Annotated in this window: 28 protein-coding genes; 27 read left to right on the top strand and 1 reads right to left on the bottom strand. The window is 56.1% G+C overall.

Annotated features, from left to right (window positions below; genetic code table 11):
• The first annotated feature begins 35 nt into the window (after positions 1–35).
• From GYH29_RS04905 to GYH29_RS04855, 12 genes are all read left to right on the top strand, one after another.
• Entirely contained in the window at positions 36–821 is a 786-nt protein-coding gene (locus GYH29_RS04905) for a DUF6651 domain-containing protein (protein WP_161523260.1), read from the top strand.
• 144 nt (positions 822–965) lie between these two features.
• Complete coding sequence (locus GYH29_RS04900) at positions 966–2,036, top strand: P22 phage major capsid protein family protein (protein WP_198001638.1); 1,071 nt, start codon at positions 966–968, stop codon at positions 2,034–2,036.
• A 41-nt stretch (positions 2,037–2,077) separates the two neighbouring features.
• Positions 2,078–2,251: a hypothetical protein gene (locus GYH29_RS04895; protein WP_161523258.1), complete on the top strand. Its 174-nt coding sequence runs from the start codon at positions 2,078–2,080 to the stop codon at positions 2,249–2,251.
• Between the two features lie 10 nt (positions 2,252–2,261).
• Entirely contained in the window at positions 2,262–2,657 is a 396-nt protein-coding gene (locus tag GYH29_RS04890) for a hypothetical protein (protein ID WP_161523257.1), read from the top strand.
• Between the two features lie 2 nt (positions 2,658–2,659).
• A complete protein-coding gene (locus GYH29_RS04885; RefSeq protein ID WP_161523256.1) occupies positions 2,660–3,304 on the top strand; it encodes a hypothetical protein in 645 nt (214 codons plus the stop codon).
• A gap of 2 nt (positions 3,305–3,306) precedes the next feature.
• Complete coding sequence (locus GYH29_RS04880) at positions 3,307–4,128, top strand: hypothetical protein (protein ID WP_161523255.1); 822 nt, start codon at positions 3,307–3,309, stop codon at positions 4,126–4,128.
• Positions 4,129–4,136: 8 nt separating this feature from the next.
• Positions 4,137–4,298, top strand: coding sequence for a hypothetical protein (locus GYH29_RS24595; protein WP_162897041.1), 162 nt, complete (start codon positions 4,137–4,139; stop codon positions 4,296–4,298).
• A 57-nt stretch (positions 4,299–4,355) separates the two neighbouring features.
• Positions 4,356–5,915 (top strand): phage tail protein, encoded by a 1,560-nt coding sequence (locus GYH29_RS04875; protein WP_161523254.1) that lies wholly within the window; start codon positions 4,356–4,358, stop codon positions 5,913–5,915.
• Positions 5,916–5,924: 9 nt separating this feature from the next.
• Positions 5,925–6,362: a hypothetical protein gene (locus GYH29_RS04870; RefSeq protein ID WP_161523253.1), complete on the top strand. Its 438-nt coding sequence runs from the start codon at positions 5,925–5,927 to the stop codon at positions 6,360–6,362.
• Between the two features lie 89 nt (positions 6,363–6,451).
• Positions 6,452–6,856: a hypothetical protein gene (locus tag GYH29_RS04865; protein WP_161523252.1), complete on the top strand. Its 405-nt coding sequence runs from the start codon at positions 6,452–6,454 to the stop codon at positions 6,854–6,856.
• 177 nt (positions 6,857–7,033) lie between these two features.
• Positions 7,034–7,516: a phage virion morphogenesis protein gene (locus tag GYH29_RS04860; protein WP_161523251.1), complete on the top strand. Its 483-nt coding sequence runs from the start codon at positions 7,034–7,036 to the stop codon at positions 7,514–7,516.
• 111 nt (positions 7,517–7,627) lie between these two features.
• Positions 7,628–7,873, top strand: coding sequence for a hypothetical protein (locus GYH29_RS04855; protein WP_161523250.1), 246 nt, complete (start codon positions 7,628–7,630; stop codon positions 7,871–7,873).
• A gap of 37 nt (positions 7,874–7,910) precedes the next feature.
• On the opposite strand, the gene GYH29_RS04850 is transcribed toward GYH29_RS04855, so the two are convergent.
• Complete coding sequence (locus GYH29_RS04850) at positions 7,911–8,495, bottom strand: hypothetical protein (RefSeq protein ID WP_161523249.1); 585 nt, start codon at positions 8,493–8,495, stop codon at positions 7,911–7,913.
• Between the two features lie 229 nt (positions 8,496–8,724).
• On the opposite strand from GYH29_RS04850, the gene GYH29_RS04845 reads away from it, so the two are divergent.
• The 15 genes from GYH29_RS04845 to GYH29_RS24980 all read left to right on the top strand — a co-directional run bounded on the left by GYH29_RS04845 (position 8,725) and on the right by GYH29_RS24980 (position 20,908).
• Positions 8,725–10,746, top strand: a complete 2,022-nt coding sequence (locus GYH29_RS04845; protein WP_161523248.1) for a phage tail tape measure protein — start codon at positions 8,725–8,727, stop codon at positions 10,744–10,746.
• 3 nt (positions 10,747–10,749) lie between these two features.
• Positions 10,750–11,733 (top strand): hypothetical protein, encoded by a 984-nt coding sequence (locus GYH29_RS04840; protein ID WP_161523247.1) that lies wholly within the window; start codon positions 10,750–10,752, stop codon positions 11,731–11,733.
• Positions 11,733–13,115, top strand: coding sequence for a rhs element Vgr protein (locus tag GYH29_RS04835; protein WP_161523246.1), 1,383 nt, complete (start codon positions 11,733–11,735; stop codon positions 13,113–13,115). The genes GYH29_RS04840 and GYH29_RS04835 overlap by 1 nt, the downstream gene beginning before the upstream one ends.
• Positions 13,112–13,744, top strand: a complete 633-nt coding sequence (locus GYH29_RS04830; protein ID WP_161523245.1) for a phage baseplate assembly protein V — start codon at positions 13,112–13,114, stop codon at positions 13,742–13,744. The genes GYH29_RS04835 and GYH29_RS04830 overlap by 4 nt, the downstream gene beginning before the upstream one ends.
• A complete protein-coding gene (locus tag GYH29_RS04825) occupies positions 13,741–14,106 on the top strand; it encodes a phage tail protein (protein WP_161523244.1) in 366 nt (121 codons plus the stop codon). The genes GYH29_RS04830 and GYH29_RS04825 overlap by 4 nt, the downstream gene beginning before the upstream one ends.
• A 1-nt stretch (position 14,107) precedes the next feature.
• Positions 14,108–15,232, top strand: coding sequence for a baseplate J/gp47 family protein (locus GYH29_RS04820; RefSeq protein WP_161523243.1), 1,125 nt, complete (start codon positions 14,108–14,110; stop codon positions 15,230–15,232).
• Between the two features lies 1 nt (position 15,233).
• On the top strand, positions 15,234–15,896 hold the full coding sequence (locus GYH29_RS04815) for a hypothetical protein (protein ID WP_161523242.1): 663 nt from the start codon (positions 15,234–15,236) through the stop codon (positions 15,894–15,896).
• Between the two features lie 59 nt (positions 15,897–15,955).
• Entirely contained in the window at positions 15,956–17,788 is a 1,833-nt protein-coding gene (locus tag GYH29_RS04810; RefSeq protein WP_161523241.1) for a gp53-like domain-containing protein, read from the top strand.
• Between the two features lie 10 nt (positions 17,789–17,798).
• Positions 17,799–18,224, top strand: coding sequence for a phage tail assembly chaperone (locus tag GYH29_RS04805; RefSeq protein ID WP_161523240.1), 426 nt, complete (start codon positions 17,799–17,801; stop codon positions 18,222–18,224).
• Between the two features lie 20 nt (positions 18,225–18,244).
• The gene (locus GYH29_RS04800; protein WP_161523239.1) at positions 18,245–18,670 is read left to right on the top strand and encodes a hypothetical protein; all 426 of its coding nucleotides are present in this window, start codon (positions 18,245–18,247) and stop codon (positions 18,668–18,670) included.
• 64 nt (positions 18,671–18,734) lie between these two features.
• Entirely contained in the window at positions 18,735–19,349 is a 615-nt protein-coding gene (locus tag GYH29_RS04795; RefSeq protein ID WP_161523238.1) for a glycoside hydrolase family 19 protein, read from the top strand.
• A 57-nt stretch (positions 19,350–19,406) separates the two neighbouring features.
• A complete protein-coding gene (locus tag GYH29_RS04790; RefSeq protein ID WP_161523237.1) occupies positions 19,407–20,114 on the top strand; it encodes a hypothetical protein in 708 nt (235 codons plus the stop codon).
• Positions 20,114–20,395 carry a hypothetical protein gene (locus GYH29_RS04785; protein ID WP_161523236.1) on the top strand — a complete coding sequence of 94 codons (282 nt, stop codon included), beginning with the start codon at positions 20,114–20,116 and terminating at the stop codon, positions 20,393–20,395. The genes GYH29_RS04790 and GYH29_RS04785 overlap by 1 nt, the downstream gene beginning before the upstream one ends.
• Positions 20,392–20,787: a hypothetical protein gene (locus GYH29_RS04780; RefSeq protein WP_161523235.1), complete on the top strand. Its 396-nt coding sequence runs from the start codon at positions 20,392–20,394 to the stop codon at positions 20,785–20,787. Before GYH29_RS04785 ends, GYH29_RS04780 begins: the two co-directional genes overlap by 4 nt.
• Positions 20,777–20,908 carry a hypothetical protein gene (locus GYH29_RS24980; RefSeq protein WP_269473796.1) on the top strand — a complete coding sequence of 44 codons (132 nt, stop codon included), beginning with the start codon at positions 20,777–20,779 and terminating at the stop codon, positions 20,906–20,908. The genes GYH29_RS04780 and GYH29_RS24980 overlap by 11 nt, the downstream gene beginning before the upstream one ends.
• Positions 20,909–20,918: the final 10 nt, after the last annotated feature.

The raw sequence follows: 20,918 nt of genomic DNA, 5'->3' as shown, positions 1-20,918 counted from the left end.
GCGCTGGATAGCGCGTATTACAGGGTATTCACACAATGAAACTCAAGCTCAACGAGCAAGGATTCGCTTACGTTCAAGACGGCAAGCCGGTTTTCGTAGACGACCAGGGCAAGGACATCGCGTTTGATGCCGTCGGCACCAAGGAAACCATCTCTCGACTGAACGCCGAGGCAAAGAGCCATCGCGAAGCCAAAGAAGCTGCCGAAGCCGCGCTGAAGAATTTCGAAGGCATCGCGGACCCGGCCGCAGCGCTCAAAGCGCTGGAAACGCTGAAAAACATCGACGACAAGCGCTTGGTGGATGCCGGCCAAGTCGAGCAGATCAAGCAGCAAACCGCTCAAGCCTACGAGCAGCGCATTCAGGCACAGGAAAAGGCACACGGGGAGACGCTGAATCGCATCACGCAAGAGCGCGACACCCTGCAAACCACCCTGTTCAACGAGCGAATCGGCGGCCAGTTCGAGCGCTCAGGCTTCATCAAGGAAAACCTGATCACTCCTCCCGACATGGTGCGCGCTGTCTTCGGCAACGCATTCAAAGTCGAGGGTGACAAGGTCGTGGCCTACGACCACACCGGCAACAAGATCTTCTCCCGCTCGCGACCGGGCGAGATTGCTTCGTTCGACGAGGCGCTGGAACAGCTGGTCGATCACTACCCGAACCGCGACTACATCCTCAAGGGAACAGGCTCCTCTGGCGGCGGATCGCAAGGCGGCGGCCAAGGCGCCCGCGGCAAGACCATCAACCGTGCTGCATTCGACAGCATGGACGCATCGGCGCGATCCGAGTTCTTCAAAAACGGCGGAACGCTGACCGATTGATTCACCACCTGCCACGCCTCGGATGGGGCCGGCGCAACTGGACGGATGTCCAGAACACATCTCATCTCAACTCATCTGGATATTCCATAAATGGCTAACACCCTGACTAGCCTCGTACCTGACCTGTACGAGGCTCTTGACGTTGTGTCTCGTGAAATGGTGGGCTTCATCCCCTCCGTCACACTGGACGCCAATGCCGAGCGCGCCGCGCTGAACCAGGCCATCCGCGTTCCCATCACCACATCGCAGTCTGCTGCTGACATCGCCCCCGGCCAACTGCCGCCGGATACCGGTGATCAGACCGTACTGAACAACCCACTGACCATCACCAAAGCCCGCGCCGTTCCGTTCCGTTGGACCGGTGAGGAGCAAAAAGGCGTGAACTCCGGCCCTGGCTATCGCAACATCCGCGTGAACCAGATCGCCCAGGCGATGCGTACCCTGACCAACGAAATGGAAGTGGATCTGGGTAACCTGTCTGTCTATGCCTCTCGCGCATGGGGCACCGCGGGCACAACCCCGTTCGCCAGCGATCTGAGCGACCCGGCTCAGGTTCGCAAGATCCTGTCCGACAACGGCGCCCCGCTGTCCGACCTGCAAAGTGTGATCGACACCACTGCCGGCGCAAAAATGCGCTCGCTGGCTCAGTTGACCAAGGCGAATGAAGCCGGCACCACCTCGCTGCGTGAACAAGGTCTGCTGCTGAACATCCACGGCTTCAACTTCCGTGAATCCGCTGGCGTGGCCTACCACACCCCGGGCACTGGCGCCAGCTACGTGACCAACGGTTCCCACGCCAAAGGCGCTACCACCATCAACGTACAGACCGGCACCGGCACCATCCTGGCCGGCGACGTGCTGACCATCGGCAACTTCAAGTACGTGGTGACCACTGCTCTGTCGGGCGGCTCGCTGGTAATCGCTGCGCCTGGCCTGATGGCCGCGGTGAATACCGGCGCAACCGTCACCGTGAACAGCGCGTTCACCGCCAACTTTGCGTTCGCGCGCACCGCTCTGGTGCTGGCCACCCGCGCTCCGGCCCTGCCGGAAGAAGGCGACATGGCCGCAGACCGCATGCTGATCGAAGACCCGGTTTCCGGTATCGCCTTCGAAATCTCCATGTATCTGCAATACCGCCGCGTTCGTTACGAGGTGGCTGCTGCATGGGGCTGCGCCAACATCAAGCCTGAGCACACCGCTCTGCTGCTTGGCTAACAAGACCGGGCGGCTCCGGCCGCCCATTTTTGGAGATAGACATGGCAGCACAGAAACAAAAACAGGACGACGTGGGTGTAGAAGTTGGCGCACAAGAAGTGGCGTTCGTGCAGATGGTGCGCAATCCCGATGTTTACCCCGAGCCGCACAGCGCAACCGTGCACCCGGACGAAGTAGCCAACTTCCAGCTCGGCGGCTGGACGAAACAAGAATAACGGAGCGGCCATGTTGACGGATCAGCAAAAACTGGATGTAAGACGCTACGCAGGCTATCCGCTCACGGCCAACACCCCAGTCGACAACGCTAGAGACTTCGCCTATGGCTGGGTATCGCCTGGCGTTTGGCAGACGCTGTACGAGCGGCTGAACAACCTCAGCACGACCGAGCAATCCACGCTGATCAACGTGTACTTGACCAACTTGGCGACGCTTGAGCAGGCGATTGTGGCGTCTGTCGATAACCTCGACACCCAGGCCGCTGCCGTATGGGTCCACAATAAGAGCGAAGTTCAAGACAAATCGGCTCTTTTTGACCAGTGGCGCCGCAGAATGTGCGCCTTCATCGGCATCCCGCCCGGTCCATCGCTGGGAAGCGGTGGATCACGCATCACCAGGGGCTGACCATGGACGGCGTAAAGCTCAATTCAAAAGTGTGGGCTGGCTATGCCAAGGCCGCGAAGAAAGTCGGCACGCCATACCAGCACTTCCGCCCGTCCAGCGCCAGCAATCCGCTTGCCGCCGGCAACCGATTGGCTGATTTGCCTGTCAGCTTGAACGCAAACGACCCGAAATACTCGCGGCCCAACATGTACGGCAAATCTACGTGGTATGCCGTTGCCGATGGCTCCGCGCTGCAAGTTGGTGACTACATCGTCGGCATTGAGGGAACGCTGTTCGTCGCTGCGCTACAGCAATTGCTCCCCATCTTCATGGTGGACTGCAATCGCACGATAACGGTGCTGCGGCCGACGATGGATTCCGGCGTCGGTCAGGTTGGATACGGCGGAGACACATCCGCTACAGAGCAGCCGTTGATGACAGGCTGGCCGGCAAGCGTGCTGCAGTGGACAAAGGGCGAAATGAACGAGGTGAAGCTGCCCGGCGACCTGCGAGTCCCATGGTGGACCGTGCTTGTCCCGGTGTGGCATGGCGTTACTCTACGCATGAGCGACATCATTACAGACGATCTCAATCGCCGGTACGTTATCTCAAGCGCTGAGCTCACCGACCTAGGTTGGCGCCTCACAGCAATGCAATCTCAGGTGTGACCATGGCAGACCAATCCGACGTTATTACGCAATTGGCGGCCATGTCCGCGGCGGTGCTGTATCCGTCCGGCACCGCGCAGCCCAGCCCAAGCGGCTATCCGGTGAAAGTCTATCCTGGATGGCCAGTTCCAAACGTCTTGGACGCTGACTTGCTTGCTGGAAAGGTGCATCTGAGCATCTACCCACTAGCCACTGAGCGCAACACGACTCGACACATCAGCGAAGGCTGGCGACAGATACAGGCGCCGGCGCACACGATCACCGCGACCGTATCAGGAAACGCGGTGACAATAGCAGGCACAGCCAGCGCACAAAACGTACTGATTCAAGTTGACGGCCAGGACTACATCTACACCGTCCAGCCTTCAGACACCATCAACGGAATCGCAGCAGCGCTCTCGGCCATGATACCGAACAGCACAAGCAGTGGACCCGTGGTGACCATCACCGGAGCGCACGCCATCATCGCCCGCGTTGGCGGCTTTGGCCAGATTGCGCGAGAGATCAGGCGTCAAGAAAAGCAGTTCCAATTATCGGTGTGGGCCCCTACTCCAGCCGCCCGCGACGCCGTGGCCAAGTTCATTGATACCGCACTCGCCGACGTGTACAACCTGGCGTTTTCGGACGGATCGATCGGCTTCATGCGGTATTCACACAGCAACCAGACCGACCAAACGCAAAAAGCCGGACTCTACCGGCGCGACATCGTCTACACCGTCGATTTCGCAACAACGCGTGTTCAGCAAGCTACTGAAGTTGTGGCGCCCGTTCTTGGCGTCGTCAGCGAACTAAGCGGCCAGACCATTCTCACCAAAAACCTTTGAGGGCTGCCATGGCAGACAAGAAAGATTCGCCGGCATTTGAGCTGGTGGTCAAGCACGCCTTTGCCGATTTCGATATCGGCGACGTGATCAAAGACGCGGCCAAGATTGCGGAGATCCTGAACGGAGAAACCGCAGCCTACGTCCTGAAGCGCCAACCATCCGCCGGCTAACACCCAGCAAGAAACCAAGAACCCGCCACTCGGCGGGTTTTTTTATTGGAGGAAGCCATGCCCATCTACCCGGCAGGCAATTTGAACACGGCGGCGCTTCAAGCCCCGGATCTGTACATCCAGATCGTGCCGCCCAAGACACGCTACATCAACGGCGTGGCAACCGACATTCTCGGACTGGTGGGCGTGGCGTCGTGGGGCGCGGTAAACAGCCCGATGCTGATCGGCTCTCCCGATGATGCTCGGCTGAAGCTTGGCACCCAGCAAGTACGCAAGTATGACCTGGCCAGTGCAGTCGCAATCTCGATCCAACTTGGTGCGTCGAACATCCGCGCAGTGCGCGTGACAGACGGCACCGACGCCGCGGCAACGGCGACTTTGGTCGACTCTGCCGGCACTCCGGCTACGGGCGTCACGCTGACGGCCTACTACACCGGATCCCTCGGCAACTCTTTGAGCGCCGTCCTGGGCGCAGGAACTGCAGTCAACAGCTTCAAGCTGACCGTGACGTTGCCTGGCGTGCAGCCGGAGGTATTCGACAACCTCACCGGCTCCGGCGCCGCCCTGTGGCAAGCCATTGTCAGCGCGGTCAACAACGGCCAAAGCGGCCTGCGCGGACCGTCGCAACTGGTCATCGCCACCATCGGCAGCTCCAGCGCCGCGCCGCCGGCTTCGCAAACGGCAACGTTTACCGGCGGGACCGACGGCACAACCACCATCACCGATGCGACGCTTATTGGTCAGGACGGATCCACCGGACCCAACCGCAAGGGCATGTACGCCCTGCGCGGTACCGGAGCACAAGTAGCCAACCTGATCGACCTGACCGACTCGACGCAGTGGCCGACGATGACCACGTTCGGGCTGTCCGAAGGTTGCTACATGGTCACTCAAGGCGCCGCCGGCGCTTCGTATACCACCGTATCCACCGCGCTTAACACAGCGGGTTCTGACAGCTACGCACTGAAAGTGATGGTTGGGGACTGGGTGTACTGGCAAGACCAGCCCAACCAGAAGCAACGCATGATGGCGCCGGCGACCTTCTCGGCAGCCAAGATTGCATCGCTGGCGCCGCACCAATCGCCGCTGAACAAGCAATTGCTCGCCGCCGTGGCGACACAGCGCACGCTGGCTCAGCAGCCGTACAGCCTGGCCGAGATCGGCGCAATCAACTCCGCACGGCTGGATGTCATCACCAATCCCTGCCCCGGCGGCAATTACTACGGCCATCGCTCCGGCCTGAACTGTTCCAGCAACCCGACCGTCAACGGCGACAACTACACGCGGATGACCAACTTCATCTCGCTGACGTTGGCCGCTTCATTCGGTTTTGTTGTCGGTCAGTTGCAGACCATCGACCTTCGCAGAACAACCAAGAACACCATCGAGACGTTCCTACAGAACCTTGAGGATCAGGGAATGATCGGCAACCCAAATGGCGGGAAGTCTTTCTCGGTTCAGCTGGATGCCGCAAACAACCCAGACAGCCGCGTTGCGCTTGGTTACATGCAAGCCGACGTGCAGGTCAAGTACCTATCCGTGGTGCGCTACTTCCTGATCAACCTGGAAGCAGGACAGAGCGTCAGCGTCGTCGTTTCCAATAACCCCCGCGCGTAAGGACTCATCATGCCAATCAATGGCTACACAGTCGGCAATGACACGAGCGTCGATATCGTGGACCCGTACGGGGGACCGATCAATCTGGCGAAGATCATCAACTTCGAGGCCAAGCCGAAAACAAACAGCGTTGAAGTCACCGCCCTTAATGGGCAAACCGACGAGATGCTGATTCCCAAGGGCTGGTCAGGGACTTTCGAGGTGGAGCGCACTGACTCCACCCTGGAAGACTTCTGGGCCCGATGGGAATCGGACTACTACAACGGCGCCCCTCAACTCCCCTCCGCGGCCACCATCACCGACACCACGTTGGAGAACAACGGCAGCCGCACCACCTACCGCTTTACCAAGGTGCAATTGAAGCTGGAGAGCGCCGGCAAGCGTGAGGGCGGCAAGACCGTCCGCATGCAGGTCAGCTTTACCGCCCAACGGCGCCTGAAAGTGTAAACCCTTTGGCGCGGCAGCCCGGCAGGGTGTGGGATTTCGTCACCCCACCGCCGCGCCTACTGACGACTCAAGACGAGAGGATATAAACCATGGCAAAAGTTACCGTGCGCTCCGAAGAAGACGCCAACACCGATGTTGTTCAGAAGCAGAAACCAAAATTCGAATCCGTCACAGACAGCCTGGGGCGGGTCATCCAACTGCGTCAGCTCGACCCGCTGCAGCAATCGCGCCTGGTGATGGCCGTAGGCGGCGAAGTCAGCTCGAACTCAGCCTACATGAACGGCTTCGCGCTGCCGGCCGCAATGGTGGCCTTCGTCGACGACGAGCCGTTTGGTCTGCCGAAAAACCTGGATCAGATCGAAACTCGTCTGACTCTGCTGGGCAACGAAGGCATCGCCGCCATCGGCGAGTGGCTGGTTGAAAAGTACAATGCCGCGAAAGAGGCGGCCGAAGAACAAGAAAAAGACGCAACACGGAACGCCGCAAAAAACTAGCGCAGAACCCCGACTTCGCTAACCGCTGCTGGCTGGTGAAGAACGGGGTTCCATTCGACCGCGTGTTTGAAGTGGGCGTATTGATGGAACATGAGCGCATGGCCATGAGCATCAAGTTTTCCGAGTTCGAAGGAAATGAGTTCGACTGGGAAGCGATGCGGTTCAAGGAGAAGAAAGATGGAGTTTAGTAGCCTGGGCGAGCTGGCACTTCATCTGGCGGCCGTCTCAGCCGCCCACCATCAGCACATGCATGAAGGCTTGGAGAAGTGCGCCAAGCGCATCGAGGAGACGGCCAAGGCGGAGATTGGTACTTACCAAGCCGCCGTTGGTCCCTTCCCTGCCTGGGATCCGCTGGCCGACTCGACGGAACAGCAGAAGGCTCAGAAAGGTTATCCAGCGGACTCCCCACTTCTCGCCTCTGGCGACATGCGCGATTCCATCGAACACGTTGTCCGCGGACACGAGGCAGTCATCGGCGCCAAAGACAAGAAGATGGTCTACCACGAGTTCGGGACCAACAAAATCCCGCCACGCCCGGTATTCGGTCCTGCCCTCTTCCGCAACAAGGAGTTCATCCTGCGGACGATTGGCCGCGCCGCAGTATCTGGACTGGTAGGCGGCCAAAACATCGTGCCTGGACTTGGGTATGATGGGAATTAATGACTGAAAGCATGGCTTACATGATAAAAGCTTGCAATTGATGCCAACTAGCACGCAATGACGAATGCGTGAATTTTAATTTCGTATATCGTTTATTTACTAGGGTATGCCATGCTTTTCCACCCTGCAATAAGTTCTTTGTTTGATGATCTGTGCCTAGCACTTTCAGATCCTGAAAAAGCAGAGGCGATTGCGCATCAACTGATTGATACTGCCAAGCGTTTGACGCCAGATAGTTACAGCTACTCGCTTAGTTCTATCTCTCGGATCATAAAAGAAAACGAATTCATTGGCGGCGACTCAAAAAAGGAATCGGTCGCGAAAAAGGTCAGTGAAATAATACTCGCTGCAATTTGACAATATAGAAATAGACAACCACGCTCCGGCGTGGTTCTCAGTTTACCGGTTCGGCCGTCATTGACAGAGTCCAAGCACCAGTAGACGATTTAGACTTTGCACCAACAATCTCCAGAAGTCCTACTTCTTCAGTTTTGTACTCAACAGACAGCACTTTGAATTTCATTTTCGTGTCAAGCATTATGCATCTGGCGTTTGGGTTGTCATTGCTAATAAATTTGCTATTTCCTTTTGTTACCTCTCCTTTCATGAAGTTAGACATTACATCAAATAGATCATCTTTATCCAAGCAAGCCATGGATGAGTTGGGGAATGTGACGATTTGCTCTGGTTTGATCTTTAACACTTCCTTAGTTTCTATGGTCGCTGCCTGGGTGGTGCTGGCCTCAACCTTGGCGACAACATCAACTTTTTGAGTGTTTTCCTGTGCTGGCGGCGATTTTGAAACCTCTAGGTTGGCAGCAATCGAAGACAAAACAACAAAGGCTATAAATAGAGAAGGTAGTGTAATTTTTCTGCTGAGTACAACACCATTTTTGTCTTTTAGAAGCTCTGGCTTAAATGCAGCAAAAACAAACAAAGCCATGCAGAAAAGACCAGATGCAAATAGCACGTCGCTCATAAATAACTCCACACCAAAAAATGAACGATGAAATAAATCAAGTAGCCGCAAATAAATACGGCGAAAGCAGCAAAAGCGAATGCACAAAGCCAATTCCATGCCCGCGAAATTCTACGAGCGACACCATCCTTGCGATTAATGCTGCTAACAACATAAAAATCTGCATCAATAATTCGTGATCGTCGCATGGCATCCCCTGCCAACAAACATGACCACTGGATAATAGCATATGTCCGACGCATTCTCAGCATACTCGGTTGCGATCAAACTCAGCCTGGTAGGTAACGCGGCAGCCGGCGTCATGGCGCTTTCAAAGCACCTGCAAGGCGCCGGTCAAGACGCCAAGCAACTAGAAGACCGGATGGCATCCATAGGAAAGCAACTGGCTCTTGGCGGGGCAATGCTTGCAGGCGGGCTGGCTATCGCGCATATGTTCAAGGCGCCGATTGATGCCGCAAAGTCCTATGAACTGGCCTTTACCAAGTTCAAGACGATGAACCTTGGCGAGAGCATCAACAAGCAGGCGGATCACTTCGCCAGAAGCGCCAATGTGCTCGGCGTATCATCTAAAGACCTGATGGAGTCTCTGTCTGAGTCTGTCGGACTTTTTGGTAGCTTCGACATTGCACAGCGGCTAGTCCCTACTATTGCATCACTCAACGCAGCAAACAGTGCCATTTTTGCCGGCAAGGTTGGTCACATAGATGAGGGATCAACTAGGGCACTGATGAAGTTCATTGACCGTCGCGGCGGCACTCATGATGAAGAAACGTTCATGAGAAACCTAAACCTCGCGCAGAGGATGGTGACTGGATCTGGTGGATTCATCAAATTTAGGGATCTGGAGCAGTTCTCGCAAATGGGCGGAACAGCCTTCCGTGGGCTTTCAGATCAAGGCATTCTGAACATGGCTCTGCTGTTGCAAGAACAGGGAGGGGCCAAAGCTGGTACAGCTTTGATGTCTATGTACCAGAACCTAGTAGCCGGGCGCACGCCGAAAAAAACCATGGCCATGTTGCAAGAATTTGGTCTTGGTCACCTGGCTATGGAAAAACACGCCACCGTTGGCGGTAAGGCATTAAAGTCACTTGTGATGCGCGATGTAAAAAATGCCGACCTGCTTCAGTCTGATCCAGCGACATGGATCAGAACAACTTTTATTCCTGCATTGGCAAAGAAAGGCATAACAAGCGAGGCAGGAATTCTAAAGGCGACCAACGATCTTATATCAAACAGGACTGCATCGAACCAAGCATCTATTATGTCAACGCAAGTTATGCAGTTGATGCGGGACGCAAATCTTACAAAAAATGCGATGGACGTCTCAAAAACCATTGATGTATTCAAGAAAGACCCCAACAGTAAGTTCGCTGATTTGCAGGCAAAATGGAATTCCTTGATGATAAATCTTGGAATTGCAGTGTTGCCGATTGCAATAGACGCTCTAGAGTTAATCATCCCAAAAATCATTAAACTATCAGATTACATAGACAAAAACAAAGAGTCAGTAAGCAGGTTTGCTGAAGGACTGGCATACTTCTCAGGCTTTCTAATCGGCGGTGGTCTGATAAACCTGATTGCTGGTGCCGGGCGAGGATTCGCCTTGCTATTCACGGTGCTATCTGGTGGAGGAGGCGTCACAGGAGCCATCATGAAAGGTATCGGCTTCATAGGAAACCTTATCATGATTGGATTGCGCGCAATACCAGTCATCGGATGGATTTTGATGATCGTCACCGCGGCAGTCTGGGTCTATCGCAATTGGGACTTTGTCAAGGCGAAAGCTAAAGAGATTTGGGGATTTATTGGGCCTTATATCACCGGGATTTGGGACGGTATTTGCAACGTTGCAAAAACAGCATGGGCCGCACTGACATCAGGGTTTAAGAGCTTTATCGGCTTCTTCCTGGATCAATGGCAATGGGCGTTCAATAACCTGATCGACATGGTCAACGCTTTCCTGCCGGGCGTCGCCAAGCTCAACAGATTAGACTTTGCAGACAGGTGGAATCGAAAAGAAGCCAGCTACTCGAATGAAGGCCGCGGGCACTCCGTTCCGGTGCCTCCGAAGCAGAGCACGACAGTCCAAGTTCACACAAAGCTACAACTCGACTCGAAAGTGCTTGGCGAGTCTGTGACCATCCATCAAACCCGCGAAGCCACCAAGCCGATGACAGGCATGCGCGGCTTCGACGCGGTAAGCAGCGTCGTGCTGCCCACCATGCCAAGCGGCTTCTACCCGAGAGGATAAAAATTGAGCATTCTCGACAGCCTACCCAGCTTCGCCCCAGGCGGCGACCCGTTCGCAACCCGGCTGACACTGGGTAGCTTCGAGTTCCAAGGGTTTGAGGTTCCTGAGTCGATCAAGATCGGCGCCAAGCAACAGGTCGCGGTGCACAAGCTGGTCGGCGGCAAGCGCGTGGTTGATGTCCTCGGCACTGACTTTGACAACCTGACATGGACAGGCTGGATGGTCGGCACTTCGGCGCCGGACCGCACCAAGGCCATTGAGGACATGCGCGACGCCGGCATGCCTGTGACTTTCACGCTGGAGGATTACTCTTTCAGCGTGGTGATTACCGGCTTTTCGTCAGACTTCCAGCACACCTACCGACGCCCCTACTCCATCGAGCTGACAATCATCGCTAGGCAGGATGCCGTGAGCGCGCTTGATGCACTGACGGGGTCGCTTGATGCTCTGATAAACAGCGATATTGGCGAGGCGCTAGGTCTGTCGTCGATCATCAACGTCCAGGCCGTGACGGATGCGGTAACCGCGGTGCAAACCGCTGTGTCTCAGGTGCAAGACATCGCCAACGCTACGGTATCGGCGGTGCAAACCATCATCCGGCCCATCATTGCTGCTCAGAAGATTGTGAACGCGACGATAGCTCAGGTGAATGCAGCCATCGCCGACATCACCACCCTCGGCGGCCTTATCCCCGGTAACCCAGTGTCCAAGGCTGCAACCAACGTACTTCGCCAGGTGGAGGCCTACACGCAGTTGCCTGGGCTCTACCAGATGCAAGCCGTGCTAGGTCGCCTGCAAAAGAACGTGCTGGCCGGCCCGCTCGCCAACGGCACAGCCAGCGTTGTGACCAGCAACACGAGCTTGCAGCGCCTGGCGGCTGATGCCTATGGTGATCAATCCAAATGGACCGGAATCGCGTCGGCCAATAGCGTCACTGACCCCAAAGTCACTGGGATACAAGAGATCAAGATACCACGAGGCCTCTAATGGACCTGAACAACCCTGTGATTACCCCGAACGCCAGGCAAATTGTCGGGCGTTTTCTTTTGAATGGGGTTGAAGTGCCGTTTGTCTCGTTCGAGGTGGATTCGAACTCGTTCTATAGCGCGGACACGTTTTCTGCCGAACTGGCGATATCGGCTTTGCCGAAGAGTATGGGGCTGCTGAACTGGTGGGCGAACCAAACAAGCATCGAGGTGCAGATCAGCGTTGGCATTCTAAGCAAACAGACCACCGACTGGGAAACTCTCATCATCGGCGGGGTGGATCGCTGGAGCTTTAACCCCGCCCGCTATACCGTAAGCGTGGAAGGCAGGGACTACACCGCCAAGTTGATCGATGTGAAGACGGCTGAGAAGTTTGCCAACCAGACCGCCAGCCAAATCGCGACCACATTAGCCAAACGCCACGGGCTTCGGCCGGTGGTCGTGCCCACCAAAACACTGGCAGGCACGATCTACAAGATCGACCACGTCCAAATGAAGGACGAGCGCAGCGAATGGGATTTGCTGTCCTACCTGGCCGGCGTGGAAGGCTATCAGGTCTACGTCAAGGGCAACGATCTGCACTTTGAGCCCACAACCAAGCCGACGCCAAAGGACATCAATCAACTGAAGTCACAGCTTGAGGCAGTCAACAAGAAACGCGACCAGGCCGCGTCCAAGAGCATGGCGCTGAACAATCAGGCCATGGATCTGGTGACGCAAAGCGATAAAGCACGCGCTGCTGGCAATAAGACGCAAGCAGATTCCCTGCTCAACCAAGCCGCGGCGCTGAACCAACAAGCCGGCAAAGTGCAGTCGGACGCGCATGCAGAAACAGACGGGCCAAAAGCTGCACTGGAAAAGCAGATCGCTGCCGGCATGAACTTCGACGGCACCTATGTGATCCGCTGGGTGCAGCCAAACCAAAGCCACCCAGCGCAAGCCAACTGCTCTGACGATTTGAAATTTGAGCGCGACCTTACGCTTGCCAAAGGCGTCACCGTACAGATCCGCAGTTGGACAAAGGGAAAGGCATTCACCGTTTCCTATCCACAGAACACGGCCAAGGGCATCACGCCGGGGCAGGCAACAGCCAAGCGGCAGGTATATAGCATCGTTCGCAGCGGGCTAACGCGAGACGCTGCGATGAAGCTGGCGCAGCAAACCCACAAGCAGATCACCGATCACGAGATGCGAATGAGTTGTTCACTGCCTGGTGACAACATCCTGATGCCCAGCACCATAGTCAGGGTGGAAGGCACGGCATCGCCATTTGATCAGCTGTACTTCGTAGATTCCGTGCGGCGTTCATTCAGCTTTGATAGCGGCTATTCCATGTCGCTGACGGCCAAAAACCATAACCCTAACTCGATGATACTGCCATGAGCGTCCAACGAATGATCCAGGCCATGCAGGCCAAGATGGATGACAGCAACTCGCCGAATCGCAAAGGGACCATATCGGGCTACGACCCAAGCAACTACGCGGTGAAAGTGGAAATACAGCCGGAGGGATTCATTACTGGATGGATTCAACTGGACGCCGCCGGAGTTGGCAACGGATGGGGCATTGCGGTCGGACCGCAACTTGGTGATGAGGTGACGGTTTCGTTTGAGGGTGGTGACTTCCAGCTAGCGTCAGTGGTGTCAAGACACTTCAACGACGTTAACACTCCTATCGGTCCGCCAGCAGGCGAGATTTGGATCAAGCATAGTTCCGGATCGCTCCTGAAGTTCCACAACAACGGATCAATTGAAGTCGTGGCGCCAGCTACCATCAGCTACACGGCTGCACAGCATCACTTCGTCGGCCCGGTGCAGATGGATAACACACTTCAAGTCACACAGCAGATAACCGGCCAAGGAGGCATGGCCATTTCTGGCGGATCTGGTGCCTCTGTGAACGGCAACATGGTGGTAAGTGGCGGAGATGTCACGGCGGACAGCATCAGCCTGAAAGGCCATAAGCACGGTGGAGTGCAAACCGGCGGCGGAATTACTGGGGTGGCGCAATGAACGACATAAACCACTTCATCGGCAACGACCTGGCGCTGTCGCCAACCGGAGACCTTTCTCCGGTTAATGGACTAGACCGAGGCAAACAGAGGGTTCTGAGGCGCCTACTCACCAACCCGGGCGACTATCTGTTCCACCCAGACTATGGCGCTGGCCTTGGCCGGTTTGTTGGCGCAGTCATCAACATCCCGCAAATTGTCGGCCTCATTCGAGGCCAGATGGCACTAGAGGAATGCGTAGCCAGAAACCCTGCACCAACCATCACTGTGTCTTCGAGCCCAGACGGCACGCTTGCCGTTGGGATTGCGTACACAGACGCGCCCAGCGGTGAGCCAACCACACTCTACTTCGATGTGAGCTGAAATGGATCTGAATATAAAAGACTTCTCTACCCTGGTTCGAGATCAGGTCACAGCCATTCAAGCTAGAGCAGCCGGATTGGTCGATTTCTCGATTGGCGCCCTGACAAGAGCGATAGTCGAATCAAACGCCAGTGTTGTTCAGTGGATCCAACAGTTGATTGTGAACCTGCTGGCCACAACACGCGCTGCGACCTCTTCTGGAGCCGACCTTGATAGCTGGATGGCTGACTTCAGTTTTTACCGTCTGTCCGCAGTTCAGGCAACTGGGGTGGTGACATTTTCAAGGTTTACCGCAACCAACTCTGCCCTTATTTCTATCGGATCTGTCGTTGCGTCATCTGACGGATCGCAGCAGTACTCAGTGACCATAGATACAACCAACGCGCTATATAACGCCAATCTCAACGGATATCTAGTTCCATCTGGAACTTCATCAGCTACTGTTCCTGTCACAGCAAATACCGCTGGCAGTGCTGGAAATGCTCAAGTTGGCACGATCACCGTGATTGTTGGGTCAATCAGTGGGATAGACACCGTAAACAACTCTGGCGCATTTGTGAATGGGATTGATGAAGAGTCGGACGATGCCTTCAGAAGCCGTTTTGTCCTGTGGATTGCATCTCTGTCTAAATCCACCAAGGCCGCAATAGGTTCTGCGATTATGAGCCTGCAACAAGGTGTTAGCTACACGTTAACCGAGAACAAAGATATCAACGGAGCAACGGTCGTAGGCTATTTTACAGCAGTGATTGATGACGGAAGCGGAAACCCTTCAAGCACATTCCTATCATCTGCTGCCAATGCAATTGAAGCAGTCCGCCCATTCACTGTGACATATGGCGTGTTTGGACCTCAGATCGTTACCGCGAACGTCTCAATGACGCTAACCGTCGATTCATCGGTTTCAAAGCCTACCGTTGTAGCCTTGGCCACAACCGCTCTGCAGACATATATAGCAGGGCTGACGCTTGGGCAACTCCTGCCATTCACACAGCTGGCTGCCGTGGCATATGGAGCGAGTCCATATGTGCAGAATGTTTCGTCCGTCACCCTAAACGCCGGCACCTCTGATTTATCCGCCACTAGCCGGCAGGTTATCAGGGCCGGGACTATTAATGTGAGTTGATATGACAACTGGTGACCAGCAGGATATGTTCGTGCGACTTAAGTCGCTACTACCGCCGTGGTTCAACGATAACAACCCTGTACTTGATGCATTACTGTGGGGCGCAGCGCAAGCGCTAGCATGGTCATTCTCACTATACCTTTTCGCAAAACTGCAAACCCGCATCAAAACAGGAACTGGTGGATGGCTTGATCTGATCGCGATGGACTTTTTTGGATCTAGCCTGCCGAGAGGAACTGGCGCTTCCGACGCGAGCTACCGCAACCGGATCCTGATTAACCTGGTGCGCGAGCGCGGTACGCGCTACGCGATCACCAAGGTGCTGACCGATATCACTGGTCGCACGCCGCTCATCTTTGAACCGAGGCGGCCGGCGGACACCGGCGCCTATGGCGTCGGCCAGTCAATCGGCTACGGCATGGCCGGTGGCTACGGATCGCTAGTCATGCCTTATCAAGCCTTCGTGACAGCCTATAGGCCTCTTAACCAGGGCTTCCCATACATCGCCGGCTACGGATCTTCAGTCGGAGGATATAACCAAGGCTCTCGCGCCGACTACGCTTCTCTATCTCAACTTGCAGCCGTTACCGATGCCGATCTTTTCGCGGCAGTTGAGGCGGTTCGTCCTATCAGTACGCAAGTCTGGATGCGCATTTTGGGCTAAAAACTCACCGATTCACGTAATCAAGGGCCACTTTGTGGCCCTTTTCTTTTGGAGCCTACATGGACCGCCAGATCGTTTACCCAGGGGCCATCCCGCTCGAGACGGACATCCTCAATACCAACAAAAACATGATGATCGCGCTATCCAAGCTTTCTGCCGCGGTCCTCGGTACCAGCACAATAGCCAACGGGTTTGCCGTCACTCCTACCGCGCCGGCATCGTTGCAGGTCAATGTAGCTGCTGGCGAGATTTACGGTATGGCGAACATTGATGCCACCGCCTACAGCTCTCTGGCGGCTGACACGACACACGCGGTTCTGAAGCAAGGTATAGCGCTGGACCCACAACTGCTTACGTTAACCGCGCCTGGAACAAGTGGATACTCTGTCAACTACCTGGTACAGGCCACATACCAAGACCAAGATGCCAATGCTGTAGCATTGCCCTACTACAACAGCTCAAACCCATCGCAGCCGTGGAGCGGCCCGGACAACACTGGTCAGACACAATACACCGCACGCAAGGGTGTGGCAGTGGTTCAGGCCAAGGCAGGAATCGCTGCTGCAACAGGCAGCCAGCAAACACCGGCACCTGATTCGGGATATATAGGCCTGTACGTGGTCACTGTTGCTTACGGACAGGCGCAGATCACAACGTCGAATATATCTCTATATGCGAATGCGCCGTTCATTCCTACCAGCCTGATAAATGCAGCTGGTTTGAACTTGCCGAATATATTTTCCCAGCCGCAGACTGTGCCGAACGCCACTCAAAGTGGACATGCCGTAAATTTTGGGCAATTAAATTCGTCCATTACTGGCTTGAAAAGAACTTTTCTCAGTTACAGCGCAGGCACAGCCCTAACATCGGGCGCTGTTTCGTACAACACAGATGTTCAATGGCTTGGCTCTTCATCAGGAACAATACAACTACCAGTTGGAAACACTCTGCCAGTAGAGACATCTTTTCATTTTTTTAATGAAGGGACTTCTGCTGTAACCGTTAGCATCAATCTAGCAACATCATCTTGGCCGTGGCCCGACGTTTTGAGAATCGGCTCGTCGACTTATTCTTCGATCACAATTCAGCCAGGCGGCGACGTGCTGATTCGTTCTAGTGGTAGCTCCGAGTTTGAGTGCATTTCTGGATCTGGCCTGTATCAATTCAATCCAATCATCGTAGCAAACGCGACGCAGAGCCAGCATGCCGTTGCGCTCGGACAGTTGGCACTGGCCATCGGCACCACTGCGCCGCAGTTCGATAACGGCCTGAAGTTTTCTACGACGGCGTTTGTGCAACGGGCGCTCGGAAGTTTCTCAAATTTCGGCACAATAGCTGCATCTAGGAATCTATCTGTATCAGATATTGGAACCGCACTCGCGTTTTCTGGTAACTACACATTGACGCTTCCAACACCGTCAAGCCTAGGTTTGATAAATGGAGCGGCATGCACTCTGTATTCAACGTCCTCGACCGGTACCATTTCAGCTGGGTCCGGGGTAACTCTGTCTATGGCAGGTTCCATATCATCTCTGGCCGTTAATGCAGGGCAATCATGCACAATCGTTGTAGTCTCCGGGACTCAGTGGCAAGTTATCAGTTCTACTGCCGGGCTTTCACAGAATGCAGACTTCGGTTCGTCGCTCGCCGGCAATGGCTACCAGAAGTTGCCAAATGGCTTGATTGTTCAGTGGGGGTCTAGGAACTCCACTGCCTCAACCGATACGCTGACATTGCCACTCACATTCCCGAACGCGGGACTCCAAGTCTACGTGACAGATAGCGGGAACGGCAGAGTTGCCTTCGGTGCATCATTCGCTTCTACATCTACTGTAACGGTGTACTGCGCATCGGCAGGAAATCTTTATCGCTACTTCGCCATAGGAAATTAAGAGGAAAGCTATGTACTACTCAAAATCTACTGGCGGTTTCTACGACCCTGTCATTCACGGTGAGGCAATCCCTTCCGACGCCGTCGAAATCACGACCGAAGAGCATGCAGCCCTGCTTTCTGCGCAATCCGCCGGCAAGGTGATACGAGCCGGCGAGGACGGTAAGCCGCTGTCTGTTGATCCGCCGCCACTGACCACTGCCCAGCTCTCCGACAAGTCGAGGACGCAGCGAGACCTGCTGCTTGTGAATACACAATGGCTGGTCCAGCGCCACCGAGATCAGTTGGAAATCGGTACCGCAACTACGCTTAGCGCAGACCAGTTCAAAGAGTTGCAAACCTACCGCCAAGCACTGCGAGATGTTCCGGCGCAAAAGGGCTTCCCTGCATCGATTACCTGGCCGGCTGTGCCGGCATGCGCGCAAGAGGTCGAGTAACACATTAAGTCCGGGGCCGCATGCGGCTCTTCATTTTTATGCCCGCCGCGCGCGGGCTTCTTCATGCCAAACAAGAAGGGCAAACCATGCCGCACCCGGCCGCCGAACCGCTTGAGGTAACAGTAGCCAGGCTTGATGAGCGTTTTCAGGGCTTTCAGCGAACTTCTGTGCAGATGGCTGATGACATCAGGCGGATGGCTGAGAGCTACGAGAAGCTGGTCGAAAGCAATGAGCGAATCAGTCTGCTAGAGAAGGATGTTGCAGCCCATAAGGACAGCATCGCCACGCTGTGGAAGAAGCATGACACCCTGGCCGCAATCATCGTTGAGCGCCAGACCGAGCAGGGCCAAGACGCAAAAAAGGTGCTGTTCAAGCTCCTTGAGTTAGCGCTCGCCGCAGTAATCGGCGGCATCGCCGCCCATTACGGCGTGACGCCTCCAGCCTGACCTTTCCACAACGCCAACCAACAAGCCCGGCCCAGAGCCGGGTTTTTACTTTTAAGAGGCTGACATGCAGCTGACAACCGCGATCGCCGCCGCCGGCACCGGCGCCACCGTAGGGCGCGCAGCCCAGTGGCTGCCGCACCTACAAGCGGCCTGCGACAAGTTCCAGATCAACACCCGCAACCGAATGGCCTGCTTCCTGGCGACTATCGGTGTTGAAAGCGGCGCGCTTTCCGCTGTAGTTGAAAACCTCAACTACTCGGCGGCTGGCCTGCTGGCAACTTGGCCGAACCGCTTCACGGCCACAACCGCAGCGGCGTGTGCGCGCAAGCCGCAGGTCATCGCCAACATCGTCTACGCATCTCGGATGGGCAATGGCGCGCCGGCAAGCGGCGACGGCTGGCGCTATCGCGGACGCGGGCTGATCCAGATAACAGGCAAAGACGGCTACACGGCCGCCGGCGCCGCTCTTGGTCTTGACCTGATTGGCCATCCAGAGTTGCTGGAACTGCCAGCCCATGCCGCCATGTCAGCGGCGCACTGGTGGCACGCCAACGGCTGCAACCAGCTGGCCGACGCCGGCGACATGACCGCAGTGACGCGGCGCGTGAACGGCGGCACTAATGGCCTTGCCGAGCGCAAAGCGTTGTACGCCGCAGCGCTGCGCGCCATCCCCTCCTAAACCCAATCGATACTAAATGCCCGCCGCGCGCGGGCGTCGTTATTTCTGGAGCAGTACATGGAAAAATGCCGACACGGGCTAGACATCGAAAAAGCATGCAGCCGATGCGTCGGCGATGCCATGCAGACGATGCCGGCCGTATCGCCCCAGCACCAGCGCATGATCGACCTTGCCAGTCGCATCGCCGCGCCGGCCAATGAGCACGAGCACACCGACACACTGATCGAGGATGTGTTCTACCCAGATCATCCGCCGCGCACCGAGTCGGCGACGTTCAGGGCGACGAAGAAGGCCGGCCACGCCGCCCGGTTGCCATGCGCGATCAGTGGCCATACCGAAGGCGCCGAATATCACCACCTGGCCATCGAGTGGGCGTTCACCGGTGGCGTCGACTGGCGCGTAGTCAAGGGCGTGGCCACTGGCGAGATTACGCAGCTGCCGGTGCTGGATCTGGAGACCGACCAGCCGACTGGCAAGACCTTCGCCGCCACGGATTCCCTACTGTGGGCGCTGTGCAAGCTGGCAGAGATCCGTGGCTTCGACTGGCACGCCTTCGACCCGGCCAAGCCAGAGCTGTTCGTGGACAGCATGCAGAACATGCTGGTGCTGCACAGCAAGTTCCACCGGCACCGTAACCACGGTATCCACGCCCTCACCTTCCCCGTGTTCATCTTCCAGGCATTCCCGCGCGCGCCGGGCTTCGTGTTCGCGGCTGATGAGATGCAACAAGTGCATGCGACCACAAATCAAAAGGAGGCTGCGTGATGCTGCTGACTGCTCTGACGAAGTGCATCAAGGATTGCCTGACCGAGAACGACGGCACCAGCTATTGCCCTTTCCGTGTGGCTGGCGCGGCACTGGCCGGCAGCGGTATTCCCACGTTTATATGGGGCACAGTGCACACGGTGCTTAAGACCGGGGAGCTGGACTATGTGGCATTCGCAACTGGACTCGGCGGCATGCTGACGGGCTTCACTGTGCTGTGCGCCGGCGTCGCGCTGAAGGCGAAGACCGACACGCCAGCGCAGCCACAAGGAGGGCAATGATGATTTGGATTTTGAGGAATTGGAAGCTGCTGGCCGCTCTGCTACTGGCCGCTGGGCTGGTTGCTGCTGGCTGGCATTACCGCGCCGTACTTGCTGCGCGTGACACAGCCCAGGCGCAGATTAAACAAGCTCAGGCCGCGCTGGCCACCAAGACGAAACAGGATGCTGTCAGCGCCAGAGTCGACGCCTCGGCTACCGCCACTGCACAGCAAACCCAAATCGTCTACCGGACCATAAACAAAGAGGTCACCAAGTATGTGGAAACCCACCCTGCTTACTGCACTCTGCCTGCTGGCTGGGTGCAGCTCCACAATGCAGCCGCCATCGGCCAGCTTCCCGACACCTCCGGCTCAGCTCATGACGCCTCCGGAGCAGCTGCAAATGCTGAATGAAGGCGCGAACGAGAACGACGCACTCCAAACGGTCATCGGCAACTACGAGGTGTGCCGGCGCACGGCCGACAAGCTGGGTGGCCTGCAAGAGTGGGTGAAGCAGCAAGCCGCGGTGCAGTAGCTATGCTGGA

This window comes from Chromobacterium haemolyticum, assembly GCF_009936155.1.
In the GTDB taxonomy this organism is placed as follows: Bacteria; Pseudomonadota; Gammaproteobacteria; order Burkholderiales; family Chromobacteriaceae; genus Chromobacterium; species Chromobacterium haemolyticum.
Note: the sequence above shows the minus strand (reverse complement) of the source record. Positions and strands in the feature narration are given on the sequence as shown.

Bases quoted from the DNA above. Each gene is read 5' to 3' on its own strand.
- GYH29_RS04810 (WP_161523241.1), top strand. From the start codon at position 15,956: ATGGACCGCCAGATCGTTTACCCAGGGGCCATCCCGCTCGAGACGGAC.
- GYH29_RS04815 (WP_161523242.1), top strand. From the start codon at position 15,234: ATGACAACTGGTGACCAGCAGGATATGTTCGTGCGACTTAAGTCGCTA.
- GYH29_RS04780 (WP_161523235.1), top strand. From the start codon at position 20,392: ATGATGATTTGGATTTTGAGGAATTGGAAGCTGCTGGCCGCTCTGCTA.
- GYH29_RS04850 (WP_161523249.1), bottom strand. From the start codon at position 8,495: ATGAGCGACGTGCTATTTGCATCTGGTCTTTTCTGCATGGCTTTGTTT.
- GYH29_RS04835 (WP_161523246.1), top strand. From the start codon at position 11,733: ATGGACCTGAACAACCCTGTGATTACCCCGAACGCCAGGCAAATTGTC.
- GYH29_RS04860 (WP_161523251.1), top strand. From the start codon at position 7,034: ATGGAGTTTAGTAGCCTGGGCGAGCTGGCACTTCATCTGGCGGCCGTC.
- GYH29_RS04795 (WP_161523238.1), top strand. From the start codon at position 18,735: ATGCAGCTGACAACCGCGATCGCCGCCGCCGGCACCGGCGCCACCGTA.
- GYH29_RS04890 (WP_161523257.1), top strand. From the start codon at position 2,262: ATGTTGACGGATCAGCAAAAACTGGATGTAAGACGCTACGCAGGCTAT.
- GYH29_RS24595 (WP_162897041.1), top strand. From the start codon at position 4,137: ATGGCAGACAAGAAAGATTCGCCGGCATTTGAGCTGGTGGTCAAGCAC.
- GYH29_RS04785 (WP_161523236.1), top strand. From the start codon at position 20,114: ATGCTGCTGACTGCTCTGACGAAGTGCATCAAGGATTGCCTGACCGAG.
- GYH29_RS04855 (WP_161523250.1), top strand. From the start codon at position 7,628: ATGCTTTTCCACCCTGCAATAAGTTCTTTGTTTGATGATCTGTGCCTA.
- GYH29_RS04885 (WP_161523256.1), top strand. From the start codon at position 2,660: ATGGACGGCGTAAAGCTCAATTCAAAAGTGTGGGCTGGCTATGCCAAG.
- GYH29_RS04865 (WP_161523252.1), top strand. From the start codon at position 6,452: ATGGCAAAAGTTACCGTGCGCTCCGAAGAAGACGCCAACACCGATGTT.
- GYH29_RS04830 (WP_161523245.1), top strand. From the start codon at position 13,112: ATGAGCGTCCAACGAATGATCCAGGCCATGCAGGCCAAGATGGATGAC.
- GYH29_RS04790 (WP_161523237.1), top strand. From the start codon at position 19,407: ATGGAAAAATGCCGACACGGGCTAGACATCGAAAAAGCATGCAGCCGA.
- GYH29_RS04870 (WP_161523253.1), top strand. From the start codon at position 5,925: ATGCCAATCAATGGCTACACAGTCGGCAATGACACGAGCGTCGATATC.
- GYH29_RS04820 (WP_161523243.1), top strand. From the start codon at position 14,108: ATGGATCTGAATATAAAAGACTTCTCTACCCTGGTTCGAGATCAGGTC.
- GYH29_RS04800 (WP_161523239.1), top strand. From the start codon at position 18,245: ATGCGGCTCTTCATTTTTATGCCCGCCGCGCGCGGGCTTCTTCATGCC.
- GYH29_RS04895 (WP_161523258.1), top strand. From the start codon at position 2,078: ATGGCAGCACAGAAACAAAAACAGGACGACGTGGGTGTAGAAGTTGGC.
- GYH29_RS24980 (WP_269473796.1), top strand. From the start codon at position 20,777: ATGCTGAATGAAGGCGCGAACGAGAACGACGCACTCCAAACGGTCATC.
- GYH29_RS04880 (WP_161523255.1), top strand. From the start codon at position 3,307: ATGGCAGACCAATCCGACGTTATTACGCAATTGGCGGCCATGTCCGCG.
- GYH29_RS04905 (WP_161523260.1), top strand. From the start codon at position 36: ATGAAACTCAAGCTCAACGAGCAAGGATTCGCTTACGTTCAAGACGGC.
- GYH29_RS04825 (WP_161523244.1), top strand. From the start codon at position 13,741: ATGAACGACATAAACCACTTCATCGGCAACGACCTGGCGCTGTCGCCA.
- GYH29_RS04805 (WP_161523240.1), top strand. From the start codon at position 17,799: ATGTACTACTCAAAATCTACTGGCGGTTTCTACGACCCTGTCATTCAC.
- GYH29_RS04845 (WP_161523248.1), top strand. From the start codon at position 8,725: ATGTCCGACGCATTCTCAGCATACTCGGTTGCGATCAAACTCAGCCTG.
- GYH29_RS04875 (WP_161523254.1), top strand. From the start codon at position 4,356: ATGCCCATCTACCCGGCAGGCAATTTGAACACGGCGGCGCTTCAAGCC.